26 protein-coding genes are annotated in these 23,147 nt (G+C 65.7%); 7 read left to right on the top strand and 19 right to left on the bottom strand.

The window, feature by feature from the left end:
* Positions 1-2: 2 nt before the first annotated feature.
* Complete coding sequence (locus BLP76_RS03250; protein ID WP_092809465.1) at positions 3-410, bottom strand: phage major tail protein, TP901-1 family; 408 nt, start codon at positions 408-410, stop codon at positions 3-5.
* Positions 411-584: 174 nt separating this feature from the next.
* Here BLP76_RS03250 and BLP76_RS03245 point away from each other — a divergent pair, with 174 nt between their 5' ends.
* Entirely contained in the window at positions 585-1,598 is a 1,014-nt protein-coding gene (locus tag BLP76_RS03245) for an oxidoreductase (RefSeq protein WP_092809463.1), read from the top strand.
* Positions 1,599-1,752: 154 nt separating this feature from the next.
* Here the strand turns inward: BLP76_RS03245 and BLP76_RS03240 are convergent, their stop codons facing one another.
* The 10 genes from BLP76_RS03240 to BLP76_RS03200 form a co-directional block, all read right to left on the bottom strand.
* Complete coding sequence (locus BLP76_RS03240; RefSeq protein ID WP_139163674.1) at positions 1,753-2,355, bottom strand: hypothetical protein; 603 nt, start codon at positions 2,353-2,355, stop codon at positions 1,753-1,755.
* Complete coding sequence (locus BLP76_RS03235; protein WP_092809459.1) at positions 2,348-2,713, bottom strand: hypothetical protein; 366 nt, start codon at positions 2,711-2,713, stop codon at positions 2,348-2,350. Before BLP76_RS03235 ends, BLP76_RS03240 begins: the two co-directional genes overlap by 8 nt.
* A gap of 136 nt (positions 2,714-2,849) precedes the next feature.
* Entirely contained in the window at positions 2,850-3,263 is a 414-nt protein-coding gene (locus BLP76_RS03230) for a DUF3168 domain-containing protein (RefSeq protein WP_092809457.1), read from the bottom strand.
* Positions 3,263-3,595 (bottom strand): head-tail adaptor protein, encoded by a 333-nt coding sequence (locus tag BLP76_RS03225; protein ID WP_170130397.1) that lies wholly within the window; start codon positions 3,593-3,595, stop codon positions 3,263-3,265. The genes BLP76_RS03230 and BLP76_RS03225 overlap by 1 nt, the downstream gene beginning before the upstream one ends.
* Before the next feature lie 41 nt (positions 3,596-3,636).
* Positions 3,637-4,191: a head-tail connector protein gene (locus BLP76_RS03220; protein ID WP_092809453.1), complete on the bottom strand. Its 555-nt coding sequence runs from the start codon at positions 4,189-4,191 to the stop codon at positions 3,637-3,639.
* Positions 4,192-4,334: 143 nt separating this feature from the next.
* Positions 4,335-5,654: a phage major capsid protein gene (locus BLP76_RS03215; protein WP_420867638.1), complete on the bottom strand. Its 1,320-nt coding sequence runs from the start codon at positions 5,652-5,654 to the stop codon at positions 4,335-4,337.
* Positions 5,655-5,683: 29 nt separating this feature from the next.
* Entirely contained in the window at positions 5,684-6,280 is a 597-nt protein-coding gene (locus BLP76_RS03210) for an HK97 family phage prohead protease (RefSeq protein ID WP_092809451.1), read from the bottom strand.
* A complete protein-coding gene (locus BLP76_RS18720) occupies positions 6,277-6,444 on the bottom strand; it encodes a hypothetical protein (RefSeq protein WP_170130398.1) in 168 nt (55 codons plus the stop codon). Before BLP76_RS18720 ends, BLP76_RS03210 begins: the two co-directional genes overlap by 4 nt.
* A 15-nt stretch (positions 6,445-6,459) precedes the next feature.
* A complete protein-coding gene (locus BLP76_RS03205) occupies positions 6,460-6,648 on the bottom strand; it encodes a hypothetical protein (protein WP_092810102.1) in 189 nt (62 codons plus the stop codon).
* Positions 6,649-6,707: 59 nt separating this feature from the next.
* Entirely contained in the window at positions 6,708-7,487 is a 780-nt protein-coding gene (locus tag BLP76_RS03200; RefSeq protein ID WP_092809449.1) for a LysR substrate-binding domain-containing protein, read from the bottom strand.
* A 127-nt stretch (positions 7,488-7,614) separates the two neighbouring features.
* Here BLP76_RS03200 and BLP76_RS03195 point away from each other — a divergent pair, with 127 nt between their 5' ends.
* Entirely contained in the window at positions 7,615-8,454 is an 840-nt protein-coding gene (locus tag BLP76_RS03195) for a DMT family transporter (protein WP_092809447.1), read from the top strand.
* Positions 8,455-8,501: 47 nt separating this feature from the next.
* Here the strand turns inward: BLP76_RS03195 and BLP76_RS03190 are convergent, their stop codons facing one another.
* A complete protein-coding gene (locus tag BLP76_RS03190) occupies positions 8,502-9,653 on the bottom strand; it encodes a phage portal protein (protein WP_092809445.1) in 1,152 nt (383 codons plus the stop codon).
* A gap of 175 nt (positions 9,654-9,828) precedes the next feature.
* Positions 9,829-10,698, bottom strand: a complete 870-nt coding sequence (locus BLP76_RS03185; RefSeq protein WP_092809443.1) for an SDR family oxidoreductase — start codon at positions 10,696-10,698, stop codon at positions 9,829-9,831.
* Positions 10,699-10,813: 115 nt separating this feature from the next.
* Between BLP76_RS03185 and BLP76_RS03180 the strand changes: the two genes are divergently transcribed.
* A complete protein-coding gene (locus BLP76_RS03180) occupies positions 10,814-11,224 on the top strand; it encodes a winged helix-turn-helix transcriptional regulator (protein WP_171904363.1) in 411 nt (136 codons plus the stop codon).
* Between the two features lie 995 nt (positions 11,225-12,219).
* Here the strand turns inward: BLP76_RS03180 and BLP76_RS03170 are convergent.
* Positions 12,220-13,479, bottom strand: coding sequence for a DNA-packaging protein (locus BLP76_RS03170; RefSeq protein WP_092810098.1), 1,260 nt, complete (start codon positions 13,477-13,479; stop codon positions 12,220-12,222).
* A gap of 139 nt (positions 13,480-13,618) precedes the next feature.
* Positions 13,619-14,230: a hypothetical protein gene (locus BLP76_RS03165; protein WP_092809439.1), complete on the bottom strand. Its 612-nt coding sequence runs from the start codon at positions 14,228-14,230 to the stop codon at positions 13,619-13,621.
* Between the two features lie 579 nt (positions 14,231-14,809).
* Here BLP76_RS03165 and BLP76_RS03160 point away from each other — a divergent pair.
* The gene (locus BLP76_RS03160; RefSeq protein ID WP_139163673.1) at positions 14,810-15,394 is read left to right on the top strand and encodes a hypothetical protein; all 585 of its coding nucleotides are present in this window, start codon (positions 14,810-14,812) and stop codon (positions 15,392-15,394) included.
* Positions 15,395-15,567: 173 nt separating this feature from the next.
* Here the strand turns inward: BLP76_RS03160 and BLP76_RS03155 are convergent, their stop codons facing one another.
* From BLP76_RS03155 to BLP76_RS03145, 3 genes are all read right to left on the bottom strand, one after another.
* A complete protein-coding gene (locus tag BLP76_RS03155) occupies positions 15,568-17,643 on the bottom strand; it encodes a putative bifunctional diguanylate cyclase/phosphodiesterase (protein ID WP_170130399.1) in 2,076 nt (691 codons plus the stop codon).
* 159 nt (positions 17,644-17,802) lie between these two features.
* Entirely contained in the window at positions 17,803-18,831 is a 1,029-nt protein-coding gene (locus BLP76_RS03150) for an LLM class flavin-dependent oxidoreductase (RefSeq protein WP_244514396.1), read from the bottom strand.
* A 129-nt stretch (positions 18,832-18,960) separates the two neighbouring features.
* Positions 18,961-19,422: a YcgN family cysteine cluster protein gene (locus tag BLP76_RS03145; protein WP_092809433.1), complete on the bottom strand. Its 462-nt coding sequence runs from the start codon at positions 19,420-19,422 to the stop codon at positions 18,961-18,963.
* A 136-nt stretch (positions 19,423-19,558) separates the two neighbouring features.
* Here BLP76_RS03145 and BLP76_RS03140 point away from each other — a divergent pair, with 136 nt between their 5' ends.
* The 3 genes from BLP76_RS03140 to BLP76_RS03130 are packed head-to-tail and all read left to right on the top strand — an operon-like array spanning position 19,559 to position 22,900.
* Positions 19,559-21,706, top strand: coding sequence for a transglycosylase domain-containing protein (locus BLP76_RS03140; RefSeq protein WP_092809431.1), 2,148 nt, complete (start codon positions 19,559-19,561; stop codon positions 21,704-21,706).
* 10 nt (positions 21,707-21,716) lie between these two features.
* Entirely contained in the window at positions 21,717-22,292 is a 576-nt protein-coding gene (locus tag BLP76_RS03135) for a DUF1214 domain-containing protein (RefSeq protein WP_092809429.1), read from the top strand.
* Positions 22,289-22,900, top strand: a complete 612-nt coding sequence (locus BLP76_RS03130; RefSeq protein WP_092809427.1) for a DUF1254 domain-containing protein — start codon at positions 22,289-22,291, stop codon at positions 22,898-22,900. Before BLP76_RS03135 ends, BLP76_RS03130 begins: the two co-directional genes overlap by 4 nt.
* A 24-nt stretch (positions 22,901-22,924) precedes the next feature.
* Here BLP76_RS03130 and BLP76_RS03125 read toward each other — a convergent pair whose 3' ends face one another.
* Entirely contained in the window at positions 22,925-23,110 is a 186-nt protein-coding gene (locus BLP76_RS03125; RefSeq protein ID WP_092809425.1) for a hypothetical protein, read from the bottom strand.
* Between the last annotated feature and the right edge of the window lie 37 nt (positions 23,111-23,147).

Raw genomic sequence — 23,147 nt, 5'->3', positions numbered from 1 at the left:
GCTCACAATGCCGCAAAAGCGAGTTCACCGGCCGATTCCAGTGCCAGATCGTAGGCGACCTCGCCGTCATGCTCGCCGGAATATTCAAGCCCCGTCACCTGGAACGGCCCCGTCACCGTGCCGAAATCGGGGATCACCACCTGCCAGGCGACGATCGTGCCGGCAAAGAAGATCTCGCGGATCGTCATGTCGCTCGCCTGATCGCGAAACACGCCAGAGCCGGAAAGCCCCGCCCGTTTCACGCCCGCCCCCTCCAGAAGCTCGCGCCAGCGCCCGGCGAAATCGGTGTTGGTGATATCGACGCTCGCCTGGTTGAACGAAATCCGCCTGGCACGAAGCCCGGCAACAGTCACGAATTGTCCGTCCCGCTCCAGTTTCAGGAGCAGGTCCTTGCCTCTCTGAGCACTCATGATGGGTTCTCCCGCTGATTTCAGGCAGACGTGTCGGGGCACCGCTGGGGCGACGCCGGGGGAGGTCGGCGAAGAAGCTTCGCTCAAGCGGACAAGCAATTGACAGGATCAGGCAAGCCGCAGCCCGGACGAGACCCTATCTCCCGCTCTCATCCCAAACGGAGTTCTTGTCCCATGCCCAGTTCCCAGGCCCCGATCGGCTCCCGTTTCGGTGCCGCTTCCACCGCCGAAGAGGTCGTTGCCGGCATCGATCTTTCCGGCAAAACGGCCATTGTCACCGGCGGCTATGCCGGCATCGGTCTTGAGACGGTGCGCGTGCTTGCCGGCGCCGGTGCCGAAGTCGTCGTCCCGGTGCGCGATCAGGCAAAGGCCGAGCGCGCCCTCGCCGGTTTCGAGCGCGTCTCCTCGGCGCCGATGGACCTCATGGATCCCGCGTCGATCGATGCCTTCGCCGAGACGTTTCTTGCCTTCGGCCGGGCCCTCGACATTCTCGTCAACAATGCCGGCATCATGGCGCCGCCTTTGGCGCGCGATGCGCGCGGCTACGAATCCCAGTTCGCCACCAACCATCTCGGGCATTTCCAGCTCACCGCGCGGCTCTGGCCGGCGCTGAAGGCGGCCGGCGCGGCCGGCGGCGCACGCGTCGTGGAGCTTTCCTCGCGCGGCCACCGCTTCTCGCCCGTAATGTTCGACGACGTCAATTTCGAGCGGCGCGACTACGACCCCTGGCTCGGCTACGGCCAGTCGAAGACGGCCAACATCCTCTTCGCGCTGGAGCTCGACCGGCGGGGCGAAAGCCATGGCGTGCGCGCCTTCTCGCTGCATCCGGGCGGCATCGTCGCGACCGATCTCGGCCGCTATCTCGATCCGTCGAGGCTGCGCGATATGGGCGCCATCGACGAAAACGGTGAACCGGTCATCGATCCGGCTCGCTCGCTGAAGACGATCCCCCAGGGGGCGGCGACCTCCGTCTGGTGCGCTGTCAGCTCCGAGCTCGACGGCATGGGTGGCGTCTATTGCGATGATTGCGACATCGCTCCGGTCGCACCGGAAACCACCGAAAACGCCTCAGACCCCTCGACGCGTCTGACGACCGGCGTGCGCGCCTATGCCGTCGATGCCGATGCCGCCAAACGCCTGTGGACCCTCAGCCAGCACCTCACCGGCCTCACCTGGGAGGCCGAGTGAGGCCGGGCTTGCCTTGGCTGGTTACACGATGTCTCTTTGTGACGGCGTCTTCTCGTTTCGCCGGTGCCGGCCATCCAGCCAAGGCGTAATCGCCCATGTGCGGCTCTTCGGAGCAAAGCCCCGTCAAAGCCTTTGCCGTGCCCGGCCGATCGCCTCACGCAGCGTCCGCGCATCCAGCTGATGGCCCTGGACGATTGGATGTGTCGCCATCGCTCAAGCGCACACCGTCAGGACCTGAGAAGAACTTTTCAATCATCTCTACGAGGCGCATCAGGATCGGATAGCGGGCGGAGCGGACAACCGTCACGCTCATCTTGCGATCGAAACCAGCATGTCCGAGGAGGATTGCGGCCAGACCGGCCCGAAACGCTCCTTCGGCATTCTCGTAAAGGTCGCTGCGGTGCCGCCTCAACTGGTCCATAGCCGTGGTGAGCCCGCCTTTGGCCCGCGGCCGCAGCTCCTCTTTCAGAGTGCTCTGCAAGACGAGCTGATAGATCTCGTGGCCGGCGTCCTGTTCCGTCACGGCGCGCGCAACATCGTACAGCGCTCGCTTGACCTCTTCCGGTGCCGCAGGGTCGGAGAGCACGCTTTCAGCCATATCGTAAAAGTCTTCGCTCGCCTCTCGCGCGAGATCGAGAACGTCTGCCCGTTGCTCCAGCCGCCAGACTCTCCAGTAGGCAGCCACGAAAAGGGCGACCAGAAGCGGCAACCAGATTCCAACGTCCCGGAACAACGCTCCTCCGATCATCTCAGTCATTGTCTCGACTCTCTGTCTCGGATGAAGACTTGCCTCCTTTGAAGCGAAAGCGTGCCTGCTTCTCGGAGTATTTCTCCAAAAGCCTAACGCCGCGTTCTTGCCTGAGTTGCAACAGGCGGCGCGCGGCCGCGCGCTCGCGAAGGTAGGCGTTGACCAATTTATTGACAAGCCAGCCCAAGAGGAGAAGCGTCGCGACATACGCGACGGCCTTTTCGTCGGCACCGAGAGACATCGCTCCGAAAGCGCCAACCGCAAGAACGACAAAGACGAGAGTATCTCTTCCGAGCCGGCTACCAAACTCAGCCAGGGCATGCGCAAGGTGGGCAAGTGTCCCGATTTCTTTCGGCTTCCGCGCCATGCGACCCTGCATACTTCTCGTTGTATACAGATTTACATGATCCATTCAGTCGCGGTGAATGGCCCACATCGCCACAGACACCGTCGCTAGAACCACTTCGCGAGGGCCTGATCTCGCGACACGCATGACCTTGCGCTCACGCCTCCTCCACCACCGCGCGAAATTTCAAGACCGCGCGCCGGCCGCTCGCCTCGCCGGCGCCGCTCGTCTTCATCTGGACGAAGCGGCAGCCGACGAGCGTGAAGCCGGCGAGCGCGAAATCGGCGTCATGCAGCAAATCGCGCAAAGCCGCGGCAAGCCCGAGCGTCTCGCGACGGCCGCGACCGCGCGAAAAGGCGACGAGCGAGAAGATAATCTCGATGAGCTCCCCCTCCGCGCCGCTGCCGGCGGCCACGGGCGTCACCTCTATCTCACCGAGATGCACGTAAGGCGCAGCGATATTCCGCGGCACATGATCGAAGACCTTGTCGGCCCCGATGAGGGCGGTCAGCGCCGCATCTCCCGAAAGCCTTTCATAGATCGCCCGCTGCAGGGCCTCTTCGGCGCCCATCAGACTTCCTCCACAGCTTCGGCGCGGGTGAAGCGGCCGCTCGCGTCGGGATCGTGGCAGATGACGCAGAGAAACACCCGCGCCCCGAGTCGCAGCCGGTCGCCGGCCGCAAGTCCCACCTCGCGCCGCACAAAAATCTCGTGCGTCACCTCGCCGACCCGCCCTTCGCCGAGCGCCACGTCGCGCGCCGTCCCGGGTCGGAGATCGGCCCAGACATGGCCGATCGGCAGATAGGTGGTGGTTTCGCCGCCGAGCCCGTCCGGCGCGGTCACCGGCCGTTCCCAGACCATGCGCTGGGAGAGCCGGCCCGGCCTGGTCACAGGCCTGGTCATGGGTCGCGTCACAGGCCGCCTCGCCCTCCGGCGCGCCGCGCTCATGCCGCCACCAGCTCGCGAAATGGCGCGATCAGCCGCTCGTAGCCGGCCGGCAGCGCGCCGGGCCCGTCGGCTTCAAGCGCCGCACCGCGATGCTCGTACCAATGGGCGGCGCGCAACAGGATCGCCTGGCGCAGGGGCGCCGGCACCTCGGCTGCGGTCTCGCCGAAACCCGCCGTGACGTCGATCTGAAGCCGGATCATTCCCCAAAGCCTGGCATCGAGCCGGAGCTCGTCCGCCGCGCCCCCAAGCGAAATCTCGTCCTCTTCGAGGAGCCTTTCGCCGGAAGCCGTCATGAGGCGCGCCCGATCCACCGACAAAAGCGGGCGGATCGGCAGCCGCAGACGCCCGCCATGCGGGTGTTCCGTCAGGACGAGGCGCCATCCTTGCGCGATCAGAACTTTGCGGAGATCGCCTTCGAGCGCCACGCGCGCGGCGACCAGGTAAGCGGAGATGAGCTCGTCTTCGGCCTCGTGCTCGACGCGCAGATGCGCCTTCGCCTCGGCGAGCGACACGGGCTCCACCTCCGGCCCTTCCAGAAGAATGCGTTGCATATGTCACCTTGGGGAAAAAGGAGCGGCCTGCCCGAAGGCAGGCCGCAGGCCGGGGCCCCGTCGGAGGATGGGGGTGCAGGAGCGGGACCCCGGATCACATGAGGGCAGCACCCTCAGGTCGGTGACGACCTGTCTTCGCACGCCTAGCTTGCGCTGAACTTGACAAGTTTGATCGCGTCGAAGTCGAGAACGCCGCCGCCGACCCGTTTCGTCGTGTAAAAAAGCACGTAGGGCTTGGCCGAATAGGGATCGCGCAGGATGCGGATGCCCTGGCGGTCGACGATCAGATAGCCGCGCGAAAAATCACCGAAGGCGATCGACAGAGAGCCTGCCGCGATGTCGGGCATGTCTTCGGCGTCCACGACCGGGAAATTCATGATCGTGGCACGGCTGCCGAGCCCCGCCGGCGGCGCCCAGACATAATTCCCGTCGGCGTCCTTCAATTTGCGGATCGCCGCCTCGGTGCGCCGGTTCATGACGAAATGGGCGTTCTGGCGGTAGCCGGCCTTCAGCGCATAGACGAGGTCGATCAGAAGATCGCTCGGCATGTCGGCGGGAAAGGCACCTGAAACCCCGGTCGAAAGCGTGCCGAGCTTGCCCCATTCCCAGGCGCTTTCGGCGATATTCGGCACGGCGAGAAATCCCGTCGGCTTCTTGTTGCCGTTGCCTTTGACGAAGGCCGCGCTCTCCTGTTCGGCAAAAGCCTGGTCGACCTCGCCGGCCAGCCAGGCAGACAGATCGACGATCGCATCGTCGAGAAGCGCACCCGTCGCGGCGGGCATCGCGTAAAGCTCCATCACCGGATATTCGAGCGCATCGAGAACCGGCGTATCCGTCTCGGGCCGCGCCTCGCTCTCGCCGACCCAGCCGGTCGCCGGCCCGCTCACCGCAAAGGGTTTCTTGTAGAGGCTGCCCGACACGGTGATGCTGCTCGCGATCGCCCGGATCGGCGAGACCTGGACGAGCCTGCGGCCGATCTCCGCTTCCGTCTCGTCCGGCACCAGATAGCCGCCATCCGCGCCGTCGGAGGTGCCGATCGCCATCGCCTTTCGCTCAAGCCTTGCAAGAGCCGCCGTCTCGCCCGCCCGCAGATAGCGCGAGAAGGCGGCGCCATGGCCGGAGAGATCGGCACCGGCACGCTCCAGAAACGGCTCGGCTCCGTTGCTGCCCGCAAGCCGCGGTCGGCGCCCCTCGATCGTCAGGCGTTCGATCGCCCGTTCCTGCCGGTCGAGCACGTCGTTGAGCCGCGCCACCTTCTCTTCGGTGACGACGTCGGGGGCAAGACGCCGCTCGATCTCGCCGAGCCGCTCGTCGTTCGCCTCCTTGAAAGCCTCGAAGGCGTTCATGAATTCGTCGAAGGCGACGCCCACTTCAGGGGGCGGCCCCGCCTTGGTCTCGGCGAGGGGATCGCCATGCATCTTGTTTTCCAGCGCCGGGCTCGCCCCGGCATTACGGCCAGACATCGTCATTTCGTCCTCTTGGTTTCGCATGTTCAGGAAAAGGCCGGTTTTCCGCCGGCAATCCGGGCGCCTTTCGGCCGGGCGGGCGTCAGGCGCCGCGCGGCGGAGAGGAGCCTTGCGGAAAGCCCCGGCTCGTCTGTCTTGACGGAGGCGATGCGTGCCTCCGTCAGCATCGGAAAGGTGACGATCGAGACCTCCCAGAGGTCGATCTCGTAAAGGCGGCGGATGCCACCCCGCCGGTCCTTGCGCCCGCGCAGCGTGCGGTAGCCGATCGACAGCCCGTCGAGCCCGCCCGCCTTCAACAGCGCATGCACCTCGCGCGCCCGCACCACGTCGAGCGTCAGCCGCCCGCGCACGAAAAGCCCGCGCCGATCCTCGGCAATCTCCTCCCACACACCGATCGGCTCGGCCGGATCGTGCTGGAAGAGCATGCGGATGCCGGCCGCCCCGCGCGTCTTCAGAGATGTCGCGAAGGCGCCCGGCATGACGATATCGCCGGCCAGATCGCGCCGGCCGAAAAGGCTCGCATAGCCGGAGAAGCGCCCATCGGCGCCGATCTCTTCCAGGCTTTGCCGCAAGGTCGCGGTGGCGGCGAGGATGTCCGGCCCGTGCCGGGCGCGCGCCCTCATCGCACCACCCGGAAGCGCGGCCTTCCGTTCTCACCGGCAGCGCCATTGCCGTGGCGGGCCCATCTCTGTTCGGCGATCGCCCCCAGAAGCCTGACGGCGAATTCCGAAAACACGGCGCGATGGTCCGTTCGCGCCGGCACGAGCGCGTTCCAAAGTCTCTTCATCGTGGCCTCGAAAGTTCAGGAATGGTCGCGGAACAGCCGGTTGAGCTGTGCGATCTCCTTGACGAAATCGTTGAAACGCCGGTTGGAGGCGGCGAGCTCACGCAGGCTCCAGACGAGCAGTCCGGAGGCGCCCGACGCCCACAGAAACAGCGCCAGATGCGCCAGATCGCCCCGTTCGGCGAAGGTCTTGGTGAGCTCAGGCATCGTCACCCCTTCGCTTCCTGTCATGTCCGCCCGGCCAGAAAACCGGCAGGCGCCCCGCATCAGCTTGCCGGGCCGGGCGTCATCGCCGCGTCTTCCAGCCAGGCGATGAAAAGCTGCGCATCGCGGTTCGGCCGGCGCGGCCTGAGCGCGACATAGGCCTGTCCCGTCGGGGCAAAGCCGAAAGGCGCCAGAAGCCGCCCCGCAGCAACATCGTCGCGCACCAGCACTTCGGGCGCGATCGCCACGCCGAGCCCGGCCGTCGCCGCTTCCAGCAGGAAGTAGAAATGCTCGAAGACGCGCCCGCCCGTCGGCGGTACCAGATCCTTTTCCCGGCACCAATCGGCCCAGGCCGCCGGCCGAGTCTTCGTATGGAGCGCCGGCAGCGTATGAAGCGTTTCCGGCGCGTCGAGATCGACGCTCGCGGCAAGCTTCGGGCTCACGACCGGCCCGTATTCGCCGGTCAGCCGCACCTCGATCTTCGGATGCGCCGTCTGGAAGTCGACGAGCCGCGGGATCAGCCAGCGCATGGCGAGCGTGCCCGTGCAGGAGACGTCGAGAAACCGGCTCTCGCGCTGCATGGCGCGGGTGACAGCCACCTCGATGCCGTCGAAGGCCTCCGTCAAGGCCGGTTCGAGCTCCAGTGCCGTCTGCGTCGGCACCAATTTGTTGCGCGGCCCTTCGAAGAGCGGAACCTCAAGGATCTCCTCCAAAAGCCGCACCTGACGGCTGACGGCGCCATGCGTCACGCCGAGCTCGTCGGCGGCAAGCCGCATCTGGCCATGCCGCATCGTCGCCTCGAAGGCACGCAGGGCATTGAGCGGAAGAGCTCCGCGCTTCATGTGCGTTTTCCTCACACCAAGAACCAAAAATCATCGTTTTTCCAAGAAAACGCAATCAGCCAGAAGAGGAAACGACACATCACGCCGCGCTGCGTGCGACCTCAGACCCCTCTCCTGGAAAGCCTGCATGGACAATCACGTCTTCGCCGCGGTCATCCTCGCCGCCCTTCTCCATGCCGGGTGGAATTCCGTGGTGAAGGTCGGGCTCGACCGCGTCTCCACGATCCTGCTCCTCGCCATCGCGCAGGCGGCGATCGCGGCATGCGCGCTGCCCTTCGTCGCCCGGCCGGCGGCCGCGTCCTTACCGATGATCGCGGCCGCGGCCGCCCTTCATGCCGGCTACAAGCTCTTTCTCATCGAAGCCTATGCGCGCGCCGATCTCAGCCAAGCCTATCCGCTCGCCCGCGGCGCCGCGCCGATCTTCGTCACGGTCATATCTGTCTTATTCCTCGACGCATCCTTTGCGCCGTCCGCCTTTGTCGCGATCGGCGCCATCTCCGCCGGCATTCTCCTGATGGCGGCGAAGGGCTCGACCTCCGGCCGCATGGACGCGCATGCCCTCTTCTTCGCCCTCGGCACGGCCGGCTTCACCGCCAGCTACACGCTCGTCGACGGCCTCGGCGCGCGCGTCGCCGACACACCCTCAGGCTTCGTCCTGTGGATGGTGATCGGCGATGCCGCCCTCCTCACAGCCTTCATCGCCGTGCGGCATGGGCGCTCCGCCTTCGTCGCCCTCCGTCCCGCCTGGAAAAGCGGCGTGGCGGCCGGGGCGATGTCGCTCGGCTCCTATTGGATCGCGGTCTGGGCTTTTACCCAGGCGCCGATCGCCCTCGTCGCCGCCTTGCGCGAATCGAGCATCCTCTTTGCCGCGCTGATCGCCGCCTTCGTCCTGCGCGAACCCGTCAGCCGCTGGCGGTGGATCTCCGCCGCCTGCATCGCCTGCGGTCTCGCCCTGATGAAGGCCTGAGACGCATCATTCTGGCCCCATCATTCTGGCCGCATCTTGCTGGCCCATCATGCCTCGAGCGGCCCGTAGCCCAGCGCCTCGCGCTTTTCGTCGTCGCTCAAAAAGCTCGCCTCCGACAGCCGCTTCCAGCGTTCGGCGCGATCGGCGGCGAGCGCATCGATCTGATCGGCGTCATAAGAAAGGCGCAGGCGCTCGCCAAAGGAAGGTGCCAGCCAGTTCGAGAGCGCGCCGGTCATCCGTCCGATCAGCGGCAAGACCGTCTGGCGCCACAGCGCCCGGTTCGCCTCCTGGTAATTGGAATAGGTGTTGTCGCCCGGAATGCCCAAAAGCATCGGCGGCACGCCGAAGGCGAGCGCGATCTCGCGTGCCGCCGCGTTCTTCGCTTCCAGAAAATCCATGTCCTTCGGCGACAGGCTCATCGCCTGCCAGGAAAGCCCGCCCTCCAGGAGAAGCGGCCGTCCCGCATTGGCGGCACCTTCGAAATTCTCTGTGAGCTCGCCTTTGAGCCGGGCGAACTGATCTTCCGACAGGTTCGCGCCTTCCGGCCCCTGATAGACGAGCGCACCGGAAGGCCTCGCGGCATTCTCCAGAAGCGCCTTGTTCCAGGCCGACGCCTCGTTGTGGAGGTCGAGCGCCTTTTGTGCCGCTTCGAGCGGGGCAAAGCCGTAATAATCGTTGAGCGGATGAAAGAGCGTCAGATGCAGGATCGGCGACAGCCCCTCCTCCGGCATCTGAAAGCGCAGGCTCTGTCCGGCGACGGAATATTCATACGCCTGCGCCCAGCCGTCAGGGCCCGCAATCACCTTCATCCGGTCCGGCCGCAGCGCATAGATTTCACGGATCTCACCATCTGAGCCCGTCACCGCCTCCAGATAGGCATTGCCCGAGGTCAGGAGATGGCCGTAAGCCGCCTCGAAAAGCTCCGCCCCGGCCTGGCGCGGATTGGGGCGGGCGAGGAGCGCCAAGAGCGGATGCTCGGCGAGCTCTCGCGCCCCCTCATAAAGAAGCAGCGGCACGGAGGCCGCCGCCTCGGAAACCAGCCGCACGGCGCGGTAGACGATGGCGTTTTCCATATAGCCGCGTCGGGCGAGCGCCGCGTAATGGCGCGGCGTCCATACCGGCGCGCCGGTGTGCGAAAAAGCGATCAGCGGTCCCGTGCGCGAGGCTTTCGCCTCCAGCGCTTGTCTCCACCAGCGCATGCGTCTCTCCCTTGGTCAGGCGGCATTTCGAGACGCGCGGCCACTCCCGGCGCCGCCCTGCCCCGGATGCGGCCCGCACCCGTCCTCTCCCCGACGGGGAGAGGGTGGCCGGCGAACCCGGCCGGGTTAGGGCCACGTGCGGGAGGGTTTGCCCGATCAGGGGAGACCCGCCGGATCAGCCCTTCAGAGCCGCCTCGATCGTTGCCGCGAAAGGCGTCGTCGGCCGGCCGATCAGCCGGGACAGTTCGTGTGTGTCGTCGAAGAGATCGCCCCTGGCGGCGCCGGCATCGGAATCGGCGAGCATCGCGGCAATCGCGTCCGGCAGGCCGGCGCCTTTGAGCGCCTCGCGATACTCCGCTTCCGGCATGTCGGCATAGGCGACAGCCTTGCCCGACTGGCGCGAGATCTCGGCAGCGAACTCCGTCAGTGTATAGGCCTCGTCGCCGGCCAGCTCGTGGACGCGGCTGGGCTCGGTATCGTCGACCAGCGCGGCGGCCGCAGCTTCCGCATAATCGGCGCGTGCGGCACTTGAAATGCGCCCGCCATCGGCGCTTCCCATCAAGGCGCCATGCTCCAGCGCCGGCAGGATCGAGGCGGCGTAATTCTCCGTGTACCAGCCGTTGCGAAGGAGCGTGACGGCGAGGCCGCTTGCGGCCAGAGCCGCTTCGGTGTCGCGGTGCTCCTCCGCCAGTCCGAGCGTGGACCGGTCGGCGTGCAGGATGCTCGTATAGGCGATGCGCGACACGCCGGCGCGCTTCGCAGCCTCCACGACATTGCGGTGCTGGCCCGCGCGGCGCCCGACGGCGTTCGATGAAATCAGCAACAGCCGCTCCACTCCGTTAAAGGCGGCATCGAGCGTTTCCGGGCGCTCGTAATCGCCCTCGCGAATGGTGACACCCTCAGGAAAAAGCTCGGCGGAGCCCGCCGGATCGCGAACGATCGCGACAACTGCCTCGGCGCCGACGCGGCGGACGAGGGCTGCAATGACGAGGCGCCCGAGCTGGCCGCTCGCGCCGGTGACGGCGTAACGTGGGTTGGTGCTCATCAAAATTCTCCGGTCTCAATCGTTGACATAGTCTCATTTAGAGACCTTATATCGACGAGAGAAGACGGCACTTTCCCGTCACCAGGTTACCGACAAGCCCCTTATGGAGGTCGAGATGGCACAACAGCTGGAACCGCACCGCGCGCTCGGTGAAAAATTCGAAAGCTGGATGCAATTCGATTTCGACGCGACGCGCTGCCCGGTGCGCAACCTCCTCGACCATATCGGCGACCGCTGGTCGATCCTCATTCTCTCAGCCCTCGCGGGCGGGCCAAAACGCTTCAGCGCGCTCGCCCGCGCCGTGCCCGACATCTCCAAGCGCATGCTGACGCAGACATTGCGCCGGCTGCAATCCGACGGCTTCATCGACCGCGACGTGCAGCCGACCGTCCCGCCGCAGGTCACCTATTCGCTCACCCCCCTCGGCAAAAGCCTCGCCGCCCCCCTTCTGACCCTCATCGACTGGGCCGAAACCAACTTCGCCTCCGTGGTGGAAGCGCGCCAGAAAATGGCCGAGGCGGCGTAACAACCTCCGCCCCATCGGAATCGCGTTCTTCGGAAACCCGTCTGTCGGCACGCCCGCGCGGCACGCTCCCCACCTCCCTTGTGGGGAGGTCGACGCTCCGCCAGGAGCGGCGGGTGGGGGTCGCTGAGGATCCGTCAGATCGCAACGCCGGTCGTCTTCCCAGACCCCCACCCCTAACCCCTCCCCACAAGGGGGAGGGGAAAAGTCCGTGCCCGCCCTCAAATCCGTCTTCGCCACCTTCGCAGGCCCGGCACCGTTCAACATTCACCGGCGCTCGTTTCCCGGCACGCCCGCGCCGCGCACTCCCGCCTCCCCCTTGTGGGGAGGTCGACGCGCCGCCAGGCGCGGCGGGTGGGGGTCGCGGACGTGGATCCAATCACGGCAATGCCGGTTTCCTTGGTCGACGCCGGTTTCCTCGGTCGACCCCCACCCCTAACCCCTCCCCACAAGGGGGAGGGGAACGGCCGTGCCCACTCTGAAATCTGTGCCCGCTCTCAAATCCAGGAACGCAGATCCATTCCCGCCGCCCTCGCGGTCCGGGCGCCGCTCCGCCCTCCCCGGCGCCCATTTCTCCAGCAAGGCCGTGCCGCACGCTCCCACCTCCCCCTTGTGGGGAGGTCGACGCTCCGTCAGGCGCGGCGGGTGGGGGTCGCGGACGTCGATCCAATCACGGCAACGCCGGTTTCCTTGGTCGACGCCGGTTTCCCTGGTCGACCCCCACCCCTGACCCCTCCCCACAAGGGGGAGGGGAAAGTCCGCGCCCGCCCTCAATCTGTCTTCGCCACCTTCGCAGGCTTGGCACCGTTCAACATTCATCGGCGCTCGTTTCCCGGCACGCCCGCGCCACACGCTCCCACCTCCCCCTTGTGGGGAGGTCGACGCGCCGCCAGGCGCGGCGGGTGGGGGTCGCCGAAGACCCGTCAGGCGCGAGACGTCGTTTTTTCCTCCGGCGCCTCACCCTCCACGCCACGAGGAAGGGAAACCTCCGCGCCCCCTCAAATCCGCCGCACGCGCGCCTCGCCGCCACCCGTCAGCATCAGCTCCGTGAGCGCCCACACGAGCGCATCGACCCGGTCCGGCGAGCGCCCCGAGGACAGCCCACCGAGGCCGAAATCGGCCATTTCGTCTTCGAGCTCCGGCAGCGCGCCGACATGGCGGATGCGCCCCTGTTCGTAGAGGGCGGCGACCGGCTCCGCCCGCACCACCTTGCCGCGGCTTGCATGGACGAGGCGCACGGCGACACTCGGATCGGCCTGGCGGATGACGGCGGCCACCATGTCGCCGCCCTGGTTCGCCTCCGCCACCAGCCGGTCGGCGGAGAGCGCGTGAAAGAGATCGACGGCCCGCCCCGCCCAGCCGGCGGGCGAGAGCCCCTGCGCCGTCTTGTCGGCGAGCACATAGCCGAACCCGTCCGCCCCGCGGCCGGCCGCCACGATCCCGCAGGAATCGGCCTCGCGTCCCGAAGAGGCCGGCGGATCGACGGCGACGACCACGCGGATCAGTTCCGGCGCCGCACCGACCCGCTCCGCCTCGATATCGGCGCGCTTGAAGAGCGCATCCGGCCGGTCGGAAATCAATTCCGCATCGAGCTCCTGGCGGCCGAGCCTGGTGCCGCGATAGCGCCCGACGACGGCCTCCAGAAAACCCGGCGCCAGATTGTCGGCGTTCATCGCCGTCGTCGCCTTGGTCACGGCCGTGCGCGGCGCTGCCAGAAGCCGTTTGACGAGCGGCACGTTGCGCGGCGTCGTCGTCACGAGCTGGCGCGGATTGATCCCGAGCCGGAGCCCGAATTGCAGCATGTCGAAGGTCGCCTCGGCATAGGTCCATTTGGCGAGTTCGTCGCACCAGGCGGCGTGAAACTGCGGCCCGCGCAGGCTTTCCGGGTCCTGCGAGGAGAACATCAGCGCCTGCGCCCCGTTCGGCCATAAGAGCCTGCGCCGCGTCGCCGAAAAGCTCGGCCGCTCGCTCGGCCGGTGAAGGCCTAAAAGCCCCGACGGCCCCTCCACCATCACATCGCGCACATCGGCGAGCGTCTCGCCGACGAGCGCGATGCGCTCCAGCGGCTCGCGCGCAAACGGGCGCTGACCGAGCGCCAGCCCTTTGACCCATTCCGCCCCGGCGCGCGTCTTGCCGGCGCCGCGGCCCCCGAGATAGAGCCAGACCGTCCAGTCGCCCTCGGGCGGAAGCTGATCGGGCCGGGCCCAAAGCCGCCAGTCGAGAAGCCGGGCGAGCTCGTCTGAACTCCTCTCCGACATCGCCGCGTCGAGATCCTCGGCGCCGACGAGCGCATGCCATTCGGCGCGCAGGCCCGGCGGGCATTTTTGGCGCATCGCCGCCTCCCCGGCGGCCAGGCCACCTTTTTGTTGTAGTGGCCGCGAACCGGTCCGCGCCGCGTCAGCCCCGCTCGGCCCGCTTCTTCAACGACACGATCCGCCGCGACAGCTCGGCGCGCAGCCAGTCCTGATCATCCGTCTCGCTCGGCGCTTTCTCGCCGCCCTTGCGCGCCAGCGCCTCGGCGCGGTCGAGCATGCGCGCAGCCTCCGACAGAAGCCGCACATCCTTTTCTGCCACCTCGCCCTCCCTGGAGAACCGCGCTTCCAGCCGCCCGAGCTCGGCATCGACGAGCCGCAGAAGCCGTTCGACCCGTCCTGGCGGCCGCTCCGGCGTTTTGGAGCGCGACCCTGAGGCCGACTTGCGCCCGTTCCCGCGCGTCCCAACCACTCGCGCCCCAGAGGCGGCAGCACCGCCCCGCCCACCGGCCGCAATCTTCGCCGACCTTTCGGCGGACCCGGCCTCGTTCTCGGCCTTTGCGCGGTCTTGCCGTGCCGCCGCCCTCTGGCGGCTGATCGCGCCCAGATCGCTGGAGCGCGGCGTCCAGCCCTCGCGGCGACGGCGCTCGGCGATCGCGCCGGCACTCACATGAAAGCGCCGGCGGATGGCGGACAGCGGCTCCGCGCCGTCCTCATAGGCGGCCCGGATCGCGGCCCAGTCAGCTTCCTCGGCCAAAACCCCTCCGCATCTGAGTGTGATATCTCGAAAACCGCGACCGGGCTCTCCCCGCGCCCGCAACGCCGGAGCACACGGACAACCCCGCCCCTCGCCGCCCGCCCGTAGACCAGACGCGAAGCCGCAAAGACGCTCCGGCCCACCGCAAAGGCGCCGCTCAAACCCCAAAAATCTCGGAAAACGATCGGCTCCAGACCGTGCGTCAGCCGCACATCTCCGACCGTGCCTGAACCCTAGCAAAGCACCGTACGGTCGTCAAGGAATTTTTTCCTAGATCGGGCCTGACATAGCAAAGCCCATCTGGCGTAGATGCGACAGACAAACTTGCTTTCATCAACCCCGAAAGTGGGATTGTCACCAATTGGTGATCACCCCATCGAGGCGATAAACTCCATCTGGTTGCAACCATAGAGCAACGATAAGATCACCAACCAAGAGATATCCTTTGTTATTCGGGGCGACCCTGCCGGTCACTCAAAGGCTCCCTTTCCTTCCCGAGATTAGGTTCGGGTAGGTTGTCAACAAGCGACGCAAACCTCGCCGCCGTTCTCCTGCTCTTTGTATTTAACGGTGTCTGACATGCCACAACTCCAAAAGTCGATGTTTTTCATGCCGATTGATCGATCATACGCGACAGAAGTCGGTAATGTCATTGTTCAATGGTCTTTTTTGGATCAAGGCTTCCACAATCTTATTGAAGCCGCCTACAACGTTACGAACACTGCGCAAGAAGAGAACTGGCGGAGGCTACGGCCAAAGCAGAAACGCAAATTGCTTGCAGGCCTTGCCGAAGAGGCCTTTCTCGAATTCCCCCGCATCAAGGCCGCGATATCCAGAATCCTTGACGAACTCGCGGACCTCTCAATTGATCGAAATTTGTTAGCTCATGGTGAGATCGCTCAGACCTTCCCCGCACAGCCCGGCCCCATCCGCTTAACTGTGTGGGGGCGCTATAACGGTAAAGATTATGTGCGGGAATATGATGTCAGCCATTTGAGATCGATAGTTACAAGGCTTGCGGAAACTCACGGGGACGCCAGAATGCTCATGCCCGACGATCTGGCAGAAGACTATTATCCAGGCTGGTCGCCAGACGAAATATCTGCTTTACGAGGCTTCCGACCGAATAATCTCTCGAGTCGTGCCGCCTCAAGTAGATCTTGACTCCTTCCTTGATCATCTCAGGCATATTATCAATTCTTCGGTTTCTTCCACTGGCCCGCTATGTTCGCGAAGCACAAGAAAACAGTCCTTGGTAAGTCAATTATATAATTGGGGTTTTTCCTGTTTTCGAGCAGTAGCTATTTTGACGGTTGAGGCTCGTGCCCTGGAGCCCCTCACGCCCGCCGCACCGCCTCTTCCGCGGCGTCCCATTCGGCGATGAATTCCGGCACGTCGTCGGCCGGCATAGGTCGGCCGAAATAATAGCCCTGGCCATAGCGGCAGCCGGCGCGGTGCAGGAAGGCGGCTTCCGCCGCCGTCTCCACGCCTTCCGCCACGATGTGATAGCCGAGCTCGCTGCCGAGGCCGATGAGCGCGCGCACGATGGCACGGTCGCCGGGCGAAAACGTCAGATCCTTCACGAAACTGCGATCGATCTTGAGCACGCCGACCGGCAGGCTCTTCAAATGCGTCAGGGACGAAAAGCCGGTGCCGAAATCATCGAGCGCCACGCCGATGCCCGCCGCCCGCAGCGCTTGAAGATGCGCGCGGATCGCCTGGTTGTCCTCGTCGATGACGCTCGTCTCCGTCACTTCAAGAACGATGTCGCTGGGTGAGAGCTCCGCTTCGGCGAGCGCGCTGAGCAGTTTCGGGGCGAAATCCTCCTGCTGCAGATCGGCGGCGGTGACGTTGTAGCCGATCCGGCCGAAATCGATGCCGGCCTTGCGCCATGCTTTCAGGTCGCCGACGATTTTCCTCAGCATGTATTCGCCGAGCTCGACCGACAGCACCTTGTCTTTGAAGACCGGCATCAATTCACCGGCCGGCACGACCCCCTTCTCCGGGTGGCGCCAGCGCATCAGCGCCTCGAAGCCCGACAATTGGTTCGACGAAAATTCAACGAGCGGCTGATAGAACGCCTCGATCTCGCCGAGAGCGAGCCCTTCACGGAAATCGGCGAGAAGGCGGAAACGGTTCTGCGCCTGGCGCAGCAATTGCGGCTCATAGCGCTCGATCGTGCTGCGTCTGCCGCGCTTCGCCTCGTAAAGGGCGAGGTCCGCATGGCGCAGAAGGTCTTCGGCCGTCGTCCCGTCATCGGGAAAGACGGCGATGCCGGCGCTCAAGCTATAGGTGATGGAATGGCCGAAATCGCTGCGGCGCACGAGAGGCTGCAGACGGCGGCGGATGGCCTCTTCGGCTTCGGCGGCCGTTGCCGCGCTCGTCAAAAGCGCAAATTCGTCGCCGCCGGAGCGCGCCGTCAGATCGCCGGGCTCGGCCGTTTCGCGCAGCCAGTCGGCGACTTCGCGCAACACCTTGTCGCCGATGTCGTGTCCGAAGAAATCGTTGATGTCCTTGAAGGCGTCGAGATCGAAGATGCACAACGCCGCCTCGCGCTTGCGCGCGCCGACCTTCTTCAAGGTCTCCGTCAGCTCCATGCGGAAGGCGTTGCGGTTGCCGAGCCCGGTCAGGGGATCGCTCACCGCCAGGCGTTGCCGCTCCTCTTCGCGGCGTTTTTCGCTCGTCACGTCCTGGATCGTGCCAAAAACGCTGACGGGTTTGCCGTTGCGCCTTTCGCATTCGCCGAGCACGCGCACATAGCGCTCCTCGCCGCGCGTCGACAAGAACGGCAATGTCAGGTCGAAGGCGCGCTCACCGGCCATCGCCTCGTCGATCGCCGCGTGCAGCACCTTCGCCACGTCGGGCGGAAAGACGCTGAGCCCTTCCTTCAGCGTCACCTTGGCGCCGACGGGAATGTCATAGAGGCGATAGAGCTGTTCCGACCATGTCAGCACGTCTTTTTCGGGGTCGTAGCGCCACGCCCCGATATTGGCCATGCGTTCCACATGATTGAAAAGAACGTTCAAGATGCGCTGCTCGCGGCCGAGCTCCTCCAGCCGCTCCTGATCGCGCACCTCTTCGGTGACGTCGCGGGCAATGCCCTGATAGCCGCGAAAGCGGCCCCGCCGGTCGAAGGTGGGGGTGCCGCTCGTCTCGAAGCAGCGCGTACCGCGCTTATCGTTGAATTCGTAGCGCAGGCCGACGAAGGGCAGCCGCTTTTCAAGCTCGTGGCGATGCCGGCGCGCCATCGCGTCGCTCATGCCGGCCGGAATCACCTCATAGCGAGACATTCCCACGAACTCTCCCGCGGGAAGCGAGGTGATCCGCTCGAAATTCTCCGAAAGATAAGTAATGTGCAGATCCTTGTCCGTCGCCCATGCCCAGAATTCGGCACAGCTCAGGACGTCGTCCAACGCCTGCTGCAAGATTGCGGAAAAAGGTTGTCTCGGACTGCGCATCATTTCGGAGCGTACGCTTTCATCAATCCGGTTCTCAATTGGTGAACGCCTTTCGGACAGTTTTCATCTTCGCTGCTATTTTCTCCTTTTACGCGAAAAAATTGTCGCACGCACCTACCAAGCGAGTTGCGTCTCGACCGCTGCGCGTGAAGGCCGCGGCAGATCGAAGGCACGCGCCAGCAGATCGAGGCTTCGCACTCGGGCCTCGGGATCCCAGACATTCGTCGTCACCATCACCTCGTCGGCGTCGCAGGCGACCGCGCGCGCCTCGATCTCCCGCCGCACCTTGTCCGGCGTTCCGGTGATGGCAATCCGCCGATAGGCCTCCACGGTGGCGTGGTCTTGCGGCGTGAAGGCGTAATCGGCCGCCTCTTGCGGGCTTGCAAGCTTGCGCAGCCCGCCCTGGCGCAGACGCAACCAGGCCAGCTCCATCGAGCCCGCGAGATAGGCCGCCTCCTCTTCGCTCGGCGCGCAGATGGCGGCGAGGCAGAGAAGCGTCTTCGGCCCCGGAAAATCGTCCGAAGGCTTGAAGGCATGGCGGTAGGCCTGAAAGGCCGGGGCTGCCGGGGCTGGCGAAAAATGCCCGGCAAAGGCGTAGCCGAAGCCGTTGAGGCCAGAGAATTCCGCACTCGCGCCCGACGAGCCGAGAAGCCAGATCGGCGGCAGCGACACCTCGCCCGGCACCACCTCGATCGCCTGATAGGGATGCCCGTCGGGAAAACCGCCCGTCTCGAAGGCGATCAATTCGGCCATCTGCTGGGCGAACTGGCCGCCATCGACCGCCTTCAGCGCCGACAGCGTGCGGCTGTCGCTGCCGCCCGCCCGGCCGATTCCGAGATCGATGCGACCCGGATAAAGCGCTTCCAGCGTCCGGTAGGTCTCCACCACGCGCAAGGGCACGTGGTTCGGCAGCATCACGCCGCCGGAGCCGACGCGAATGCGCCGCGTGCGCTCCGCCGCATGGCCGATCAGGACTTCCGGCGAGGCCGACGCGATATTGGGAATGCCGTGGTGCTCGGCGTACCACAGGCGGTGATAGCCGAAGCGGTCGGCGGCCTCGGCGAAGGCTGCGGTGGCACGCAATGCGTCCGCGGCGCTCGTCCCCTCCGGCACGGGCGCCAGATCGAGAACGGAAAGCTTCAAATTGTCTGACATTCCGGAGGAGATGGAAGCCCACCGCGCCCGGTCAAGCGTCAGCGGCCGCAAGCGACCTCAAGACCGTGCCTTTTCAACCTGAGACCGAAAAAGATAGGCGCGATACACCCACGAAAACTACCGCGGCGGCGTCTCTTCGGGCCATTCGACAAGAAAATCTTCCCATTCGTTCACCGGCACGTGCCGTTCCGACACCGTGCGGCCGCGCGTCGAAATCCCCGCCTCGTGCACGGTCTCGCGCGATCCGGAGACGAGATGGTGCCACCAATAGAGATCGCGGCCTTCCGCGACGAGACGGTAGGCGCAGGAGGGCGGCAGCCAGGAAATCTCGCGCACCGCCTCCGCCGACAGCGGCAGGCAGTCGGGCACGATCGCGATGCGGTTCTCGTAATCGCGGCAGCGGCAGGCGTCTTCGTCGTAGAGACGGCAGGCGACATTCGTCCACGAGATCTCGCCCGTGTCGTAATCCTGCAGCTTGTTGAGGCAGCAGCGGCCGCAGCCGTCGCACAAGGCCTCCCATTCCTTTTCAGTGAGTTCTTCGAGCGCCTTCTTGCGCCAGAACGGCTCTTTTTCGAGCATCCCTGCTCCTGTGACCATCGCGCACCGCTTCCTCGCCGATCGGCGGCAACACCCTGCCGCCACTTATCAAAGACCCAAATCGTGCTAGAACCGTGCCTGACAAGGCTCGCGGCCGAGCCTCTTGTGAAAACACCCAATGCGCGATCCGTTTACACCGAAGAAGAAGCTTCCGCACTGGCTGCGTGCGCTGGAGATCGATTCCGCGATCGACACCTTCTTCTTCGAGCTCGGGCAAAGCTCCGGCATGGCCTGGGAGCGCACCATTCTGTTCTTTCGCCGTTTCCATGCCACCGGCTGGAAGCGGCCCGTCTTCGAGCTCCTGTCGGAAAGCGTCACGCTCGGCTGCGCCGGCCTCATCGTCATGCTGGCGCTCGCCATCCCCGCCTTCGATGCGGTCAAGCGCGACTGGCGCGCCCAATCCGATTATTCCGTCACCATGCTCGACCGCTACGGCAACGAGATCGGCAAGCGCGGCGTCCTGCAGGAGGTGCAGTTCTCCCTCGACCAATTGCCCGACCATCTCGTCCAGGCCGTGCTTGCCACCGAAGACCGACGCTTCTTCGAGCATTTCGGCATCGATGTCATCGGCACCTTGCGCGCCCTTGTGGAAAATGCCCGCGCCGGCGGCGTCGTCCAGGGCGGCTCCTCGATCACCCAGCAGCTCGCCAAGAACGTCTTCCTGTCCAACGAGCGCACGCTCGACCGCAAGATCAAGGAAGCCTTTCTGGCGCTTTGGCTGGAAGCCAATCTGACCAAGCGCGAGATCCTGAAGCTTTATCTCGACCGCGCCTATATGGGCGGCGGCGCCTTCGGCGTCGGGGCGGCGTCGGAATTCTATTTCGGCAAGCCCGTCACCGATCTTCGGCTCGAGGAATCGGCGATGCTCGCCGGCCTCTTCAAGGCACCGACGCGCTATGCGCCGCATATCAACCTGCCGGCGGCGCGCGGGCGCGCCAACGAGGTTTTGACCAATATGGTCCAGGCCGGCTTCATGACCGAGGGCCAGGTGATCAGCGCCCGGCGCCATCCGGCGACACCGGTGTCGCGCGAAGCGACGCCGTCGCCGGATTATTTCCTCGACTGGGTGTTTGAGGAGGTGAAGCGCCTCGCCCCCTCGGGCCAACGCAATCTCATCGTGCGTACGACGATCGACATGCGCCTGCAGCGCGCGGCCGAGCTCGCGGTGGAATCCTCTCTGCGGGAATCGGGCGACGCCTATGGCGTCAAACAGGCGGCGCTCGTCTCCATGGATCTCTCTGGTGCCGTCCGCGCCATGGTGGGCGGCCGCGATTACGGCGCCTCCACCTTCAACCGTGCCACCAATGCGCAGCGCCAGCCGGGCTCGTCCTTCAAGCCCTACACCTATGCCGCCGCCCTCGAACACGGCTATACGCCCGACAGCGTCATCCTCGACGCGCCGGTCTCCATCGGCAATTGGTCGCCGCAGAATTATTCGCGCCGTTACCGTGGCCGCATCACCATGATGCAGGGCCTCACCCATTCCATCAACACCATCCCGGTGCGCCTTTCGATCGCCTTCGGGCGCCAGCCGATCGCGGAAATGGCGGAGCGTCTCGGCGTGCAGACGCCGATCCGTGTCACCCGCTCGCTCCCCCTCGGCACGTCGGAGGTGACGGTCCTCGATCAGGCGACGGGGTATGCCGCCTTCGCCTCCGGCGGCTTTCGCGCCCGCCCGCACGGCGTCGCGCGCATCCTCACCCCCGACGGCGAGGTCATCTACGATTTCAACCGCGCCAACGGGCCGCCCAAACGCGTCCTGTCGGAAGAGGTCGCGCGCGACATGGTCAAGATGATGCACAACGTCGCCGAGCACGGCACCGGCCGCCGCGCCCTCATTCCGGGCGTCTCCGTCGCCGGCAAGACCGGCACCACGCAGGCTTATCGCGACGCCTGGTTCGTCGGCTATACCGGCGATTTCTCCACCGCCGTGTGGCTCGGCAACGACAATTACAAGAGCACCAACCGTCTCACCGGCGGCACGCTGCCGGCCATGACCTGGCAGAAATACATGCGCGTCGCGGAAGCCAATATCGAGCATCGCCCGCTTCCGGGCATCCCACTGCCGCCGCCGGCGGAAGACGAGGTGCCGGTCGCGGAGGGCCTGCCGGCGGGCGGCGAGCTTCTGGGTTCCGGCCGCCTCGCCCCTCCGACGGAAGACATTCTCGATCGTCTCGAAGAGCGTGCCAAAACCGCCGAGGCCGCTGCTCCCGCCCTGAAGCGCGAGGCCTCCGCCGCCGCCCCGGGCGGCACGGCCACCCGCTAGGCCAACTGCCTTGCGCGCCCTCGTCATCATTCTCGGCGTCGCCATCGCCTTCGTTCTGGGCGTCGGCAGCGCGTTTTTGAGCCTGCGCGACCTCACGCCGATCGACACGATCGAAAGCGGTGCCTGGAAGGGCTGGCCGCGCGCCGGCACGGAGGACGAGGATCCCTATTCGCGCGCCCGTCTTGCCCGCACCGGAGAGCTCGCGCTCGGGCCGAGCGAAGGCCTGAAACTTCTCGCCCGCTCCGACGATACGGGCGGCGATCTCAGCGGCGCCTGCAGCTACGAGATCTCCGGTCAGATGCCGGCGGCCCGGCTTTGGACGATCGCTGTGGAAACCGCCGCGGGCGGACATCTGCCGCCGGCAGAACGCGGCGGTCGGGCGCTCGGCAGCGACGAGATCGTGCGCAAGGCGGACGGCACCTTCACCATCACGCTGGCGCCCGATCCGCAGCCGGGCAATTGGCTTTCCTCTGAAGGCGCCGGCCAGATCCGGCTTGCCGCGCGCCTCTACGACACCACGGCCCGCACGGTGACGGCGCTCACGCAATTCACCGTTCCGGCGATCACCCCGAAGGGCTGCCGATGATCTACGAGGAGCGCATCGGCCGCCGCCGTCGTCTCATTCCAGAAGGCTTCTTCGGCGGCCTTCTCGCCTGGCTGCTCGCGATTTTCCTGCTCGCCGCCTCGATCCATATCGTGGTGATTTTCCTGGTGCCGCGGCTTGCCTCGAGCGACGGCTGGTCGAAGCTTGCGGCCGTCACGACGGAAGCCGGTTTCACGCTCCTGCCGCCCGACGGCAAGGGGCCGGCGATCGCCGGGCTCGATCCGCTCTTCGTGCACGGCGCCTGCCGCATCTCAGTGAAGGATGCGCCGGCTTCTCTGTCCTTTTCGGGGCCGAACAGTTTCTGGTCGCTGGCGCTCTACCAGCGGCGCGGCACCGTTCTCTTTTCCGTCAACGATCGCACGGCGATCGACGGACGGCTCGACATGTTGATCGTCGATCCGATTCAGAATGCTCAGTTGAAGGAAACCACGTCCGCAGGTCTCGATGAGACCATCGTCGTGGAATCGGCACAGCCCGATCTCATCGCGCTCGTGCGTTTCTATGCGCCGACCCCGCGCGAACGCCAGGTCGCGATCGAGCACCTTCAGGCGGCAGAATGCCTGCCGGCCCCGCTTGAGCCGGCCGGCTGACACGCAGGCGCCGCCGCAGATATCTTAGCTTGCGCGGCGCTTCTTCGGCTTCGTCGCCGCCCGCGCCCGACGCGAAAGCGCCACGCTGCCCGGCTCGTCGCGGTATTCCACCCGCACGCCGGTAAACATCAGAATCTGGCACGGGCCGCTATGTGCAGGCTTGCGCGCCTCGCTTTCGCTCAACGTCGGAAAGTTCAGGATTTCGGCCATATCCACCTCCTCAGAAGGGCCGTCCGTTGATCCGGCG

It is taken from the genome of Afifella marina DSM 2698 (assembly GCF_900102695.1).
GTDB classification, from domain to species: Bacteria; Pseudomonadota; Alphaproteobacteria; order Rhizobiales; family Afifellaceae; genus Afifella; species Afifella marina.
The sequence above is the reverse complement of the archived record's forward strand: the minus strand, read 5'-3'. Positions and strand labels throughout refer to the sequence as shown.